The sequence below is a fragment of the Periweissella beninensis genome, assembly GCF_016908275.1.
Classification (GTDB): Bacteria; Bacillota; Bacilli; order Lactobacillales; family Lactobacillaceae; genus Periweissella; species Periweissella beninensis.
In genome coordinates this window covers 1-13,866 of the sequence record NZ_JAFBDN010000032.1, presented here as the reverse complement: position 1 = coordinate 13,866, position 13,866 = coordinate 1, and the positions used below count along the sequence as shown (strand labels likewise).

Below are 13,866 nucleotides of genomic sequence, written 5' to 3'. Positions count from 1 at the left end.
ATTGACATTCGCAAATTTGTATATCTTAGGTACAAATCCTAAGACCCTTACACATTTGATTGTCAAAACTTTATTCAGTTTTCAAAGATCTACTTCTTAATTGACATTACTTAACTAAGTATAACTTACTTAATTATTTATAGCAAGCTTTTTTTAATTTTATCTTGGCAAGTTTTTTTAAGAACTTACCACTCGCTTACGACTTAAACTATATTACTAGCTAATAGATTATTCGTCAACAGTTTTTCAAACTTTTTTTAATTTTTTTAGTAGTCAGTGTTGCTCATATTGATCAATTACCAAATAAATATATATTTCCATAGTTTACTAATATCAATATGCTTGCTATATCTCATTAACTAGTTCACTCATTATGCCAAAATAATTTACTATTCATACAATATAAAAAGAGTCTAGGATTTTTACCCTAAACTCCTTTGCTGTTTCAATTAACATTTGCAGTGCAAGTAATTTGAAAACCTACGTTAATTAAATTACTACTTACTAGTTGTTTTTAATTCTGGCGCATCTGTTTTATACAATGCAGCTACTGATTTTTCATGATTCTGAGCCAAAATGCTCGAAGGCTGCGTAATCAAATCTTTCTTCAAACTAGCATTACTAATACTTGGTTTATAGCTAATGGCCTTTTTGTTAACTTTTTTAAAGTTCTTAGGTTGATAAAACCTTAATAAATCACCTGTCATCACCTTATCTGAATATTCTAATGACTTATCAACATAATCTTGGATTGTGCCAATCCTTTTCCTGTATTTACTATCAGTAGGATCAATTTCTTGACCTGTTTTAGTTAAATAATATTGATTACCATATTTCGTAATATCTTGTGCAACAAAATTACCATCTCTAAACGGCACGATTTGGACATGTTGTTTAGAAAGCATATCTGTTCCAAATTGAACATAATCATCATCTTTAATTCCAAGTAAATCTAATAATGTCGGCAAAACATCTATTTCACCACCATACGTTTTCTTGATACCACCTTTAACTCCATTTAGATGAATCATGAATGGTACTTTTTGAAATTGTGCTAAGTCATAATTAGTAATCGTTGCTTTATGCAGTAACTTAGCAATTGCAGGCCGATGATTATTTGAAATACCATAGTGATCACCATACAAGACAATCATACTATTTTTATACAATCCAGCTTTCTTTAACCACGTAATAAACTCACCAAATGCTTGGTCTAAATAGCGTGCCGTTTGCACGTAGCCATCAACGGTTTTGTCACCTGTGTTAAAAGCCTTAATACTTTGATTAGCTTTATCTAAATCATAAGGATAGTGATTAGTGACCGTAATGATTTTAGCATAAAAAGGTTGTGGTAACTCTTCGATATATTTTGCAGAATCACGTAAAAAGATTTTATCCTTCATACCATAACCAACATTATAATTAGCTTTCTCTGCATTTGGATAAAATGATTTACTAAAGAAATAATTATATCCCCATGACTTATAAGTATTATCACGATTCCAAAAACTGGCAACATCTCCATGGAAGGCAGCCGTCGTATAACCACGTTGACTCAAAATAGCCGGTGCTGCTTGAAATGTATTTGAAGTTCCATAGTTAACCATTGCTGAGCCACTTGATAGACCATACAATGAATTTTCTAACATTGTTTCCGCGTCCGATGTTTTTCCCTGTCCAACTTGATTATAAAAATTAGAAAAACTAATAGTATTTTTATTTTTATAAAATTTATTTAAATTCGGTGTCACTTCTTGGCCATCCCATTTATAATTCAACATAAATTGTTGGAAACTTTCTAAGTGAAAAATAAATACATTTTTGTCTTTCGCTTTACCAAAATAATCAACATTATCTGCTGCTTGATGACTTTTAATAAATTTTAAAATTGGTTTTAAATCTTTCGCACTTGCAGCTGAGCGTGATGCTTGTTGCTTATGCGTTTGAAAAATATTAAATGTTAAATACTCATTTAAGCCTAAGTATTTTACAATATAATTATTGTCAAATGTCCGTGTTAACAGCCCAGAACGATCTGCATTGGCCATTCCAAAATCAGCTAACATTAAGGCACATCCTAGTGCTGTAATCAGCATAGCAAAGCGCTTTTTAATTTTTCTTTTATCTATTTTTATTACTTTAAACAGTAGTAAAAGCAATAGAATCAATATATCAGCAAAAATTAAAAAATCCGCAGGGTCAATAATTCCCCCCAATGACTTACCTAGATTATTTCCAACAGAACTTGTGCTCCCAATAATTGCAACTGATAAAAAGTCCGAAAACTCGCGATAATATAGAACATTTGCAAATAACCACATTGACGCTAACAAATTAACAATCATCATTAACCAGTAGGCTATTCTACCACGAAAATATAATGCAATCCCTAAAAGTAGTAATGTTGAACCAATTGGGTTTAAAATCAGTAGGAACTGTTGTAATAACCCTTGTGCCCCTAATGAAAAATCCGTTTGATATGCAATATATGTTTTCAACCAAATCAGAAACGTCGATAAACAAAAGAAGCCTAGCGTTGATTGTAAAAAAACATCCCACTTCTTAAAAAGCTGCAACATATCGTTTCCTCCATTTATAAATATAACACTCCAATTATACTGAGTATTTATTAAAACTCAAACTGTTATTCGTAATCGAAAAACAAATTTAATCTTTTTTCATAAAAACACCTCATAATTATTGGCTTTTTCACACCAAATAATTATGAGGTAGCTTATTACTTCTTTTTTCATTAAACGTTCAAGTAATACTATTAATCTCTTATACCGAATTATTTTATTATTGACTTACCTTTTTAAAATACAAACTTAAAATCATTTAATTGTTCAAAAACCTCAATTGCCGCTAAGTCGAAATCATCAAACCAGTATATCTCATCAGCCACATTATTACAAAGCTTAATTATTGCACTACTATGGCTATATTCAACTGTGATAACTTCAATTCCGAACACTTGAAAGTTTCTTTGTTGTATTTCCTCACTATAGTCGGTCGTCATGGCTTGAATTCGGTTTCTAATAGCTATTAAATTTTGGTTTATTTTTTCTTTTTTGACTGAAAATGCCAATTACTATGCCCCCTAACTTTATCTGCCCGCATATTAAAAGCAAAAATCCCGGCAAACATGCCAAAATAATATGTCAAAAAACGCCATAATAGCATCGCTAAAACCAGACTAGATGCATTTCCAATAAATGAGCTAAATAAACTTGAAAAACTAACTTCTGCACCACCCGAACCACCTGGAATCGGAAAAATCGAAATAACCATGACAATCAAAACATGCAGAGCTGTTATTAAAATGTAATTAACATTTGTATAACCTAAAGCAAGCATTATAAAATATGGAATAGAATAATAAAACATCAGTTGTAAACTTGTCAATAAAACACCTTTTACAATTAATAACCAATCCTTACTCATACGCTTACTTTCTTTATGAAAATTCTCTAAACGCTCATCGACCCATTGATTAGCACGTTGATAGCGCTCTAGGCGTTTTTCTTTACCACCAAACCCAAAGTATTTAATAAATCCTAAGCAAATAGCAGTTAATTTTTTAGTTAAACTATACCAATACATCACTAAAATTAATCCTACAATTACTGCAAAATGAATTAAAAAGCCAAATATCATTAAATACCGCATAATGTGGACTTTGTCGCCCATATAATGTGATCCAATTAATAATGCAACAAAAAAATTCATTACAATTACAAATTGATAAATAATAAATTTCATTAGTAAGATTGCACTAGAATAGCCTGGATCAACACCAGCTTGCATCATAGCCACTAATTGAAACGGCTGCCCACCACTTGCAAACGGGGTAATCCCATTTCCTAATTGTTCAACTAGTGGTACTCTCAAGGCATTTTTAAAAGTAAAATCCGGAACACGCGGCCCCACAAATAATTTCACGATTAATCCTTCAATCACTAAATATAAACTAATACACAATACTGCTACTGCTAGCCACCACCAATTAAGATTGATGAAGTCATGCCAAATTTGATTTAGATTTACGTTTCTTAATGAAAAATACAATATTCCTAAACCAACTAACAGCATGACTACTAGGACGATTCGATTTCGTCTAGTCATATTATTAACATACCTCAATTTTTTAAAGTTTAATGTCGAAATGGATTACTAAACGAATTAAAAAAAGATTCATTATTTTTTTGTGTCTCTGTATTGTAACTTTCAATTACTTCTTCATAAAATTCTACTATTCTTTCACCAAAATGCTCGGCACTAACTGCTTTTATCTTAGCTTCTAACATTCTTTCATCACCTAATGAGTTAATACTCTTTAAATATTTTAAAATATTATCACTTAATTGTGCGACATCATGAACTGCACAACCAATACTTGCATCGGTGACTAATTCTTTAACATATGGACTTTCCATCACAACAATTGGGGTGTGTTGTGACATTGCTTCTAAATAAGTTAACCCTTGGGACTCTGAGTCTGATGACGAAACAAATACATCGGCCATTGCATAATACTGAGCAACATCTTGATGTTCAATCATTCCAACAAACATAATTTGCTTTTCGAGGCCAACTGCCTTAGCATGCTTTTCCAAACTATTGCGTGCAGGACCATCACCAGCAATCACCAATTGGGCATTAGGTAACTTAGCCACCACAGTTTTAAAGGCATCTATTGTGTCTTCAATATTTTTTTCAAAAGCTAATCGTCCTAAAGATAAAGCAACTGGAGTGTTTAACGCTAAGCCTAGCTGTTTTCTTAATTCATTAGCCATATTTTGGGGCACGCGTTCTTTAATATTAACACCTGTTGGAATTATTTTAATTGGTGCTGTTACCCCATACGCTAGCATTGTATCTAAAACCAGTTTTGAAGGTGCCACAACCCCTTCCATATTTTTTAAATAATTGCGTACGGCTGTTTTAACTGTTCTAGGACCAATCAATTTCCCATTAGCCACATAATGTAAATAATCTTGATACATTGTATGGTAAGTATGAATTGCTGGTATTTTTAAATTAAAGGCTACAAATTTACCCATTAAACCCATTGAAAATTCAGTTTGGGTATGAACAATATCTAATTCTAATTCCTTTGCAATTTGAACAGCATGTAAGCCACCACTGTAAGCTATCCGACGATCAGGAAATCCCGTAAATGGTACACTTGGAAATCTAAAGATATTACGTTCATATACATTTTTAGCAACTTTTGGATCAGTTGACGTGAAAATGTATACTTGGTGTCCCATTTCCTCTAGAGTATCACGTAATACTGAAATTGAAGTGGCTACTCCACTTACCTGTGGATAATATGTATCCGTAAACAGGCCAATATTCATTTACTTTTTCCTCCTTAATTTAGTGATATATCTTTTATGCTAACAATAGTGATTAATCATTATAGCAAATTTAATTTTTACAAGCAAAAAACAATTATCTCATCAAATCAAATCAAATCAAATCAATTCTAGCATGCTTTTAAATATTTTGTCTAAACTAGTCTTAAACATTCTAAAAAATTACACTTCTTTTAATTATTATATAAAAAATACGATAATCCACAAGGAATTATCGTATTTTTACTTTTTAATTAACTAATTCATGCCAAAACTAGTTAGTGTACGCTTTAACCAATTCAACTACTTCATCAGTAGTGTCCAAGTCAAGTGCTTTGGTAGCTAACTCTTGCATTTTAGATACTTCAAGTTTTTTGATTAATGAGCGTGCTTGCAAAATCGATGTGGCACTCATTGAAAATTCATCTAATCCCAATCCCATAAGCAATGGTACGGCAATTGGATCACCACCCATCTCACCACACACTGCCACAAACTTACCTTCTTTATGCGCAGAATCAATCGTATGTTTGATTAAACGTAAAATTGAGGGACTGTATGGTTGATATAGGTAAGAAACTCGTTCGTTACCACGATCAGCAGCCATTGTATATTGAATCAAATCATTAGTTCCAATTGAAAAGAAATCTAATTCTTTAGCAAATTTATCTGCTAAAACAGCAGCAGCAGGAATTTCAATCATAATTCCTAATTTAATATTATCAGCAACTGCAATATCTTTAGCAACTAGACCAGCTTTTTCTTCTTCAAAAATCTTCTTGGCTGCTCTAAATTCTGGTAAGGTTGCAACCATTGGAAACATGATCCACAAATTACCATAAACTGACGCGCGTAGTAACGCCCGTAACTGTGTTCTAAACATCTCTGTTTTATCTAATGAAATTCGAATTGCACGGTAACCTAAAAATGGATTTTCTTCATTTGGTAATGGCAAGTATGGTAACTCCTTATCACCGCCAATATCCATTGTTCGAACAGTAACTGTTTTACCATCCATCCCTTCAAGTACCTTTTTATATGCATTGAATTGATCATCTTCAGTCGGCATTTCATTTGAATCCATATATAAAAATTCTGTCCGATATAAGCCAACTCCTTCAGCACCATTTTCTAAAACACCATCTAAATCTTTAGGCGTTCCAATATTAGCACCTGTCATAAACTCAACATTATCAGCGGAAATCGTTTTTTCATTTTTAAGTTTAGCCCATTCAGCTTTTTGTGCTGCATAAGCTTCCCCCATTTTGGTATACTCAGCAATTAGAGCTTCATCTGGTAAAACAAACGATTCGCCATGTAAGCCATCAACAATCACCATTTGACCATCTTCAATTTCAGCTGTTGCTTTTTCAGTTCCCACAACGGCTGGAATTTCTAAGGTCCGTGCCATAATAGATGAGTGGGATGTTCGCCCACCTAGATCAGTAATAAATCCTTTGACAAACTGACGGTCTAATTGAGCGGTATCAGATGGCGTTAAATCCTTAGCAATAATAACAACTTGCTCATCAATTAGCGCTGGATTAGGCAAATTAACATTTAATAGATGTGACATGACACGCTTAGTAACATCACGAATATCAGCTGCTCTTTCTTGCATATAAGCGTTATCGGTCATTCCTTCAAAAAGGGCGATAAAATTATCAGTGATTGCTTTTAAAGCAGTTTCTGCATTTACCTTTTCATCTTCAATTTGTTTTTTAATTGAATCAATCATTTCTGGATCAGATAAGATTGTAATATGTGCTTCAAAAACTTCCGCCTCTTCCGCACCTAAATTTTCAACTGCTTTAGCTTTAATTTTAGTTAAATCTTCTTTTGAGGCGACAAAGGCCGCATCTAAGCGGCCTTTTTCAGCATCAATATCTGTAATTGATTGCGTTTTGAAAGACAGATCAGGATCAACTAACTTATAAGCTTTAGCAATTGCAACGCCATTACTTGCGGCAATTCCTTTAAGCTTCGTAGTCATTAGTCTGATAAGCCTTCTTTCTTCATAGTATCTTCGATAGCGGTAATTGCATCAGCTTCGTCTTCACCAGATGCTGAAATAGTAACATCTGCACCTTGTCCAACACCAAGTGACATAACACCCATAATTGATTTTAAGTTAACATCTTTTCCTTCATATGAAAGAGTGATATCTGAACTAAATTTTGAGGCTGCTTGTACTAAAAGAGTTGCTGGACGAGCGTGAATACCAGTTTCTGCTACAACGTGAAAGTTACGTGATTCCATAATGATAATTCTCCTTGCTATGCACAAATTATTAGATAAGGGCAAGCATCAAAACTGACCTCACCAAACCTTATGCATTAATAATAACCAAAATGAAAACGTTTTACAAGATAAATTACTACTAAATTTAATAATTTATTGTTTTTTTAAATCAATATTTTATCCCAACCCCTAGCAGTTGTAAGGGCTTTCAGTTTTTTTACATTTTAATTAAGTTTATTAGAAATGTTCACAACTTATTCTACTATGTTAACCTGACTTACATTATATAGGTACAATTAATGTATCTTACTGCTTAATTAATTCTCACTTTATCACTCAAAAAATTTGTAATATCGTAACCGTTAACAAACACTGCTAAATAAAAATAGCTAGCACGTATTAATAACGACGCTAGCTTATTTTATCTCCTAGTTTTACTAACAATATCAAATAACTTAACCATTTTTAATTCATCGTGCCAAAATATAAATGGCCTACCCAATCAAGTTACAAACTGCGGCGATAGGTTATTTTACCACCACGGGCTGCCTCACCCTTAATTTGATTTTGATATTGATAAGTTTGCCAAATTTTATGAAAAGCTGTAAAGTCATTAACTTCCACAACAAATTCGTCAATTTCTTGCTGCCTTAATTTTTCTAACAATTCGAAATAATCACTCATAACACAAAACTATTCTCCACTCTTCAAGTAATCTTTAACAACTTGAACTAGCCCACCGCTATTAGCTTTTGAGGCCTCTTTAATGAATTTTTTAATATCACTATCAGGAAATGCACCTTCATCGATATTCGCCTTTTTTAAAGTCGTCCGTGCTTGTGAAACTTCATTATCTGTGATAGTTTTTCCCATTGCATCTTTACTATATTTTTTAGCAGCATCGGCTGAACCCACACCTTCATTTTGATCCTTAGTTACTTTACTAGTTGCCTTTTTGCTACTAGTTTTAGCTTTTGAACTTTCCGTAGTTGAAGTATCACTAGTCGTGTTTGCTGAAGATGTCTTTTTACTTGAACTAGTGATTGAACTGCTTACGGAACTTTTAGCAGAACTTACCACCGAAGAAACTTTTGAACTAGTAGTAGCATCAATCAACTTGTCCAATGCATTAATTGCTCGTTTACGTAGAATTGTGTAACCATTTTCAATATTTTTCACTTTTTGATAATTATTTTTTGCTTTATTATTATCGGTTGTATTTTCAGCTGTAATAAATAACTTAATTTGTTTGAGATATGTTACGACCGTTTTTTGCTCAGTTCCCTTGCTTGCTTTTTTAGCATCATTCAGATTTGCTATTGCTTGTGTATATTTTTTTTCATTTACATTTTTTTGTGCTGCCTTTAATTCCGTTTGGTAGGTTTTTTGACTATTATGTTTGTTAATGGTCCATACACCCCCACCAACTGCTAATACAACAAGTATCACAATTGTAGCTATCCCCGAAATTTTTTTCATCTATAAATCCTCCATTCTTAACATCTCATTAATTATACTAAAGTTTTCCCTAACATGCCCCTTTTTTCATTAGCAGTCATAATATCTAACTGCTAATTTTTTGAACAAATTCCTTGAATATTAGGCAATAGATAGTATACTTAATAAAAAGGTCAATATTAGTCAGATTGTATAAAATAAAAATAATAGTGATCATTTTTTAAAATTGTTAAAGCGAGGTCAATTACATGTTGTGTCAACGATGTCAAAAAAATGCTGCATCAATCCATATGTCAATGAATGTAAATGGACAAGCTGTTGAAATGCATCTATGTCCTAACTGTTATCAAGCAATTCAAAATAGTTTAAAAAATGGAGGTATGAATATGGCTCAAGAATCTTTTGGCTTTAATTCAATAGATGATATTTTCCGGGCTATGAGTGGTCAGTCAGCCCAAATGAACGCAAATAATAAAGCTACGCAAAAACAAAATGGTCGTAATAATAACGGTAATGGTTTACTTAGTCAATACGGCTTAAATTTAACTGAGATGGCTCGCCATGGTCAGTTAGACCCCGTTATTGGGCGTGATAGTGAAATTAATCGAGTAATTGAAATCTTAAATCGACGGACTAAAAATAATCCCGTTTTAATCGGTGAAGCTGGTGTTGGTAAAACCGCCGTTGTCGAAGGATTAGCCCAAGCGATTGTAGCTGGTGATGTCCCTGAAAAACTAACCAAAAAAGAAGTTTATCGTTTAGACATGGTTTCCATGGTTCAAGGAACTGGTATTCGTGGTCAATTTGAGGAACGCATGCAAAAACTAATGGATGAAGTTGCTAAAAATGAAAATGTTATTTTATTCATTGATGAAATTCATGAGATTATGGGTGCTGGTAATGCTGAAGGAGGCATGGATGCCGGTAACGTCTTGAAACCAGCGCTTGCGCGTGGTGAATTTCAACTAATCGGTGCCACAACTCTAAATGAATATCGTAAAATTGAAAAGGATCCGGCTCTTGCAAGACGGTTCCAACCAGTAACCGTAAACGAACCTTCACAAACGGAAGCATTGGCAATCTTACGTGGTATTCAAAAACGTTATGAAGATTATCATCACGTTACTTACACGGATGCCGCAATTGAAGCAACGGTTAAACTATCAGCCCGTTATATTCAAGATCGTTTCTTACCTGATAAAGCCATTGACTTATTAGATGAGGCTGGTTCCCGGAAAAACTTAACTCTAAATTTAGTTAAGCCTGAAGATATTCAAAATAAAGTCAATTCAGCTGAAGCTCAAAAGCAAGCTGCAATTGAACGTGAGGATTATGAAAAAGCATCTTACTGGCGTGATCAAGTGACACAACTTCAACGGGCTAAAGAAGAAGCCGAAAAGCATCCGAGTGATCCACAAGCTGATTCAGTCACGGAAACAGATATTGAAAAAATTGTTGAAGAAAAAACTGGGATTCCTGTCGGTGATTTAAAAGAGGCTGAGGCGAGTCAACTTCGTGATTTAGATCAAAATTTAAATGCCCATGTTATCGGTCAAAAAAAGGCAGTTGATAAAGTTGCCCGGGCAATTCGGCGCAATCGTGTAGGCTTTAATAAATCTGGTCGCCCTATTGGCTCGTTCCTCTTTGTGGGCCCCACTGGTGTTGGTAAAACTGAAACCGCTAAACAATTAGCAACCGAACTCTTTGGTTCCAAAGATGCCATGATTCGTTTTGATATGTCTGAATATATGGAAAAACATAGTATTTCAAAATTAATTGGGGCACCTGCTGGTTATGTTGGTTACGAAGAAGCTGGCCAACTAACAGAAAAAGTACGCCGTCATCCTTACTCACTGATCCTTTTAGATGAGGTTGAAAAAGCTCATCCTGATGTCATGCACATGTTTTTACAGGTCCTTGATGATGGCCGTATGACTGACGCCCAAGGACATACCGTATCATTTAAAGACACGGTTATCATTATGACCTCTAATGCAGGTTCAAGTGATGCCGAAGCAAGCGTTGGTTTTGGAGCAGCAATTAATGGTAAAACTCATAGCGTCTTAGATAAGCTATCTAATTATTTCAAACCCGAGTTTTTAAATCGCTTTGATGATATTATTGAATTTAATGCCCTTTCAAAAACAGATTTACATCAAATTGTTAAATTAATGCTTACTGATGTTAATGCTATGATCGCACAACAAAATCTACACTTAACCGTTGATGAAGCTGTTGCTGATAAATTAGTTACCTTGGGTTATAATCCAGCAATGGGAGCACGGCCCTTAAGACGTGTTATTCAAGAACAAATTGAAGATCGGGTTGCCGATTTTTATCTTGAGCATCCCGAAAGCACCCACCTAACGGCTCAATTAAGTGCAGATCAGATTGTAATTAAACAAACTGATGAAGCTGATAAAACTTTGGTAAACCAAAATACAAATCATTCTGAAATTAGTCAGTAATGAACAATAGCATACTGATTAACAGGTCAGCGGTATCAACTATTCAATAGAGTTTATTTCACTAACCTATAAAAAATCCCAACTGCAAATGATACTCATTTCCGGTTGGGATTTTTTATATTTGATACTGCATTTGTTTTGATTCTTTCCACGTACGGTCCGATTGTTAATTTAATTGTCTTTTCCATTAAGTATTTTAGATTAAATAAAGGCCACCAATGAACTTATCAGTTTCCATAGTGGCCTTTTATTCTATCAAATTATGTCTCAACTCTTTTTAACTTTAACTATCATATTATAATTTAGCTTCCAACTCAACGCTTGGATACTTATCTTTAAACCAACGTTCTGCAAATTGATTTTCAAATAAAAATAATGGTTGATCAAAGCGATCCTTAACTAAAATATTTCTTGACGAAGCCATTTTCTCATCGAGTTGTTCAGTATTAATCCAACGCGCAATTTTATGACCCATTGGTTCTAATACAATTTCTGAATTATATTCATTTTCCATTCGAAATTTAAAAACTTCAAATTGTAAAGCACCTACTGCCCCTAAAATATAATCACCACTTACCCAAGATTTGTATAATTGAATTGTTCCTTCTTGGACCAACTGAGTAATTCCCTTATGAAATGATTTTTGCTTCATCACGTTTTTAGCAGAAACTCGCATAAATAATTCCGGCGTAAACGTTGGCAAATCTTCAAACTGAATTTTTGCTTTACCGGAAAAAATAGTATCGCCAATTTGGAAAGTTCCAGTATCATAAACCCCAATAATGTCTCCAGGCACAGCTGACTCGACATTCTCACGTGAATCAGCCATAAACTGTGTAACATTACTCAATCTAATTTTTTTAGCAGTCCGACTCAAGGTTACGTCCATACCACGTTTAAACTCACCAGATACAATCCGTACAAACGCAATGCGATCACGGTGTTGAGGATTCATATTAGCTTGAATTTTGAAAACGAAACCAGAAAAATCATTATTTAATGGCTCAATTGCTTGTTCATCAATAGTTTTTTTAGCAGCTGGTGCTGGTGCATACTCTAAATACGATTTTAAAAATGTTTCGACCCCAAAATTAATTAAGGCCGAGCCAAAAAATACTGGTGATAGTTTACCATGTAAAATTGCCTCTTCATCAAATTGATTACCCGCATCAGATACTAAATCAACCTCATCACGGGCATCTCGCCAAATTTGATTATTGGCAAGCTCATGATTAGCATCAATATTGCCATTTTCATCTAGTGCTAAATACCGATTTCCCTGACTGTCTGGTCGATATAAAGCAACTTGATGATTATGCATATCATACAATCCTTGCAAAACCTGACCCGAACCAATTGGCCAATTCATTGGGTAAGTATCAATACCTAAAACATCTTCTAGTTCAGCTAAAAGATCAAGTGGATCACGTCCATCACGATCTAACTTATTAAAAAAGGTAAACACTGGAATACCACGTTGTTTAACAATTTCAAATAACTTTTTAGTTTGTGGTTCAATCCCTTTAGCCGAGTCGACAACCATAACTGCTGAGTCAACTGCCATCAATGTCCGATAAGTATCTTCTGAGAAGTCTTCATGTCCAGGTGTATCTAAGATATTAATACGCTTACCATCATAATCAAATTGTAAAACAGAACTCGTAACTGAGATTCCTCTTTTTTGTTCAATTTCCATCCAATCTGACTTCGCAAAATTACCACTTTTTTTCCCTTTAACCGTCCCCGCTTCGCGCACGACACCACCAAATAAAAGCATTTGCTCTGTAATGGTTGTTTTCCCAGCATCTGGGTGAGAAATAATGGCAAATGTTCGCCGCTTACTTATTTCACTTGCAATTGCACTCATATTAAACCTCAAATTAATTTATTTTCGTTTATTAATTTAAATCTATTGTTTTAAATTAAACATTTTATAATTTTCTATCTCTTTAAGTATAGCAAATTATTGTTCGATTTACTTCATTAGTTTTTAGTAATTTTTAAGAAGGAAATCACCTTCGACTCACTCATAAACCATCGTTAACTGTAATAAACTAAAAAATGCGGAATGGCAGAATCTAAGCCAAAAGTAAATTAATATCAATTAAAATTAGCAATAACTTTATATCTAGTCTCACATCTACTTTGCTTATTGCGACACTAATAACGTATTTTAATAACTTTTAAGTACTTCTATGCCGTTCGAAATTATCAAAAAAACAACTAACTCAAATTTTGAATTAGTGGGTCTACACTTTTTGGTACTGATAGACATGACGTCGTCATGTTAATCGGTATCTTTTTTTCTTGCATTTTGTAAAAAAAGGTGTAAAAAAAGA

Annotated in this window: 10 protein-coding genes; 1 reads left to right on the top strand and 9 read right to left on the bottom strand. The window is 33.6% G+C overall.

Going from position 1 to position 13,866, the window contains the following annotated elements:
* Nucleotides 1–497: 497 nt before the first annotated feature.
* The 8 genes from JOC59_RS08375 to JOC59_RS08340 all read right to left on the bottom strand — a co-directional run bounded on the left by JOC59_RS08375 (nt 498) and on the right by JOC59_RS08340 (nt 9,080).
* Nucleotides 498–2,579 (bottom strand): LTA synthase family protein, encoded by a 2,082-nt coding sequence (locus tag JOC59_RS08375; protein WP_205144320.1) that lies wholly within the window; start codon nt 2,577–2,579, stop codon nt 498–500.
* Between the two features lie 236 nt (nt 2,580–2,815).
* The gene (locus tag JOC59_RS08370) at nt 2,816–3,088 is read right to left on the bottom strand and encodes a DUF1797 family protein (protein ID WP_205144319.1); all 273 of its coding nucleotides are present in this window, start codon (nt 3,086–3,088) and stop codon (nt 2,816–2,818) included.
* Nucleotides 3,058–4,125: a lysylphosphatidylglycerol synthase transmembrane domain-containing protein gene (locus tag JOC59_RS08365; protein ID WP_205144318.1), complete on the bottom strand. Its 1,068-nt coding sequence runs from the start codon at nt 4,123–4,125 to the stop codon at nt 3,058–3,060. The genes JOC59_RS08370 and JOC59_RS08365 overlap by 31 nt, the downstream gene beginning before the upstream one ends.
* A gap of 29 nt (nt 4,126–4,154) precedes the next feature.
* Nucleotides 4,155–5,363, bottom strand: coding sequence for a glycosyltransferase family 4 protein (locus JOC59_RS08360; protein ID WP_205144317.1), 1,209 nt, complete (start codon nt 5,361–5,363; stop codon nt 4,155–4,157).
* Between the two features lie 271 nt (nt 5,364–5,634).
* The gene (gene ptsP / locus JOC59_RS08355) at nt 5,635–7,353 is read right to left on the bottom strand and encodes a phosphoenolpyruvate--protein phosphotransferase (protein WP_205144316.1); all 1,719 of its coding nucleotides are present in this window, start codon (nt 7,351–7,353) and stop codon (nt 5,635–5,637) included.
* A complete protein-coding gene (locus tag JOC59_RS08350; RefSeq protein WP_205144315.1) occupies nt 7,353–7,619 on the bottom strand; it encodes a phosphocarrier protein HPr in 267 nt (88 codons plus the stop codon). Before JOC59_RS08350 ends, ptsP begins: the two co-directional genes overlap by 1 nt.
* 489 nt (nt 7,620–8,108) lie before the next feature.
* Nucleotides 8,109–8,285, bottom strand: a complete 177-nt coding sequence (locus JOC59_RS08345; protein WP_205144314.1) for a hypothetical protein — start codon at nt 8,283–8,285, stop codon at nt 8,109–8,111.
* Between the two features lie 9 nt (nt 8,286–8,294).
* A complete protein-coding gene (locus JOC59_RS08340; RefSeq protein ID WP_205144313.1) occupies nt 8,295–9,080 on the bottom strand; it encodes a hypothetical protein in 786 nt (261 codons plus the stop codon).
* A 227-nt stretch (nt 9,081–9,307) separates the two neighbouring features.
* Here JOC59_RS08340 and JOC59_RS08335 point away from each other — a divergent pair, with 227 nt between their 5' ends.
* Nucleotides 9,308–11,527 (top strand): ATP-dependent Clp protease ATP-binding subunit, encoded by a 2,220-nt coding sequence (locus JOC59_RS08335; protein ID WP_205144312.1) that lies wholly within the window; start codon nt 9,308–9,310, stop codon nt 11,525–11,527.
* A gap of 295 nt (nt 11,528–11,822) precedes the next feature.
* On the opposite strand, the gene JOC59_RS08330 is transcribed toward JOC59_RS08335, so the two are convergent.
* Nucleotides 11,823–13,394 (bottom strand): peptide chain release factor 3, encoded by a 1,572-nt coding sequence (locus JOC59_RS08330; RefSeq protein WP_205144311.1) that lies wholly within the window; start codon nt 13,392–13,394, stop codon nt 11,823–11,825.
* Nucleotides 13,395–13,866: the final 472 nt, after the last annotated feature.

Coding starts and splice junctions, on each gene's coding strand:
- JOC59_RS08375 (WP_205144320.1), bottom strand. CDS start 2,579: ATGTTGCAGCTTTTTAAGAAGTGGGATGTTTTTTTACAATCAACGCTA.
- JOC59_RS08365 (WP_205144318.1), bottom strand. CDS start 4,125: ATGACTAGACGAAATCGAATCGTCCTAGTAGTCATGCTGTTAGTTGGT.
- JOC59_RS08360 (WP_205144317.1), bottom strand. CDS start 5,363: ATGAATATTGGCCTGTTTACGGATACATATTATCCACAGGTAAGTGGA.
- ptsP (WP_205144316.1), bottom strand. CDS start 7,353: ATGACTACGAAGCTTAAAGGAATTGCCGCAAGTAATGGCGTTGCAATT.
- JOC59_RS08350 (WP_205144315.1), bottom strand. CDS start 7,619: ATGGAATCACGTAACTTTCACGTTGTAGCAGAAACTGGTATTCACGCT.
- JOC59_RS08345 (WP_205144314.1), bottom strand. CDS start 8,285: ATGAGTGATTATTTCGAATTGTTAGAAAAATTAAGGCAGCAAGAAATT.
- JOC59_RS08340 (WP_205144313.1), bottom strand. CDS start 9,080: ATGAAAAAAATTTCGGGGATAGCTACAATTGTGATACTTGTTGTATTA.
- JOC59_RS08335 (WP_205144312.1), top strand. CDS start 9,308: ATGTTGTGTCAACGATGTCAAAAAAATGCTGCATCAATCCATATGTCA.
- JOC59_RS08330 (WP_205144311.1), bottom strand. CDS start 13,394: ATGAGTGCAATTGCAAGTGAAATAAGTAAGCGGCGAACATTTGCCATT.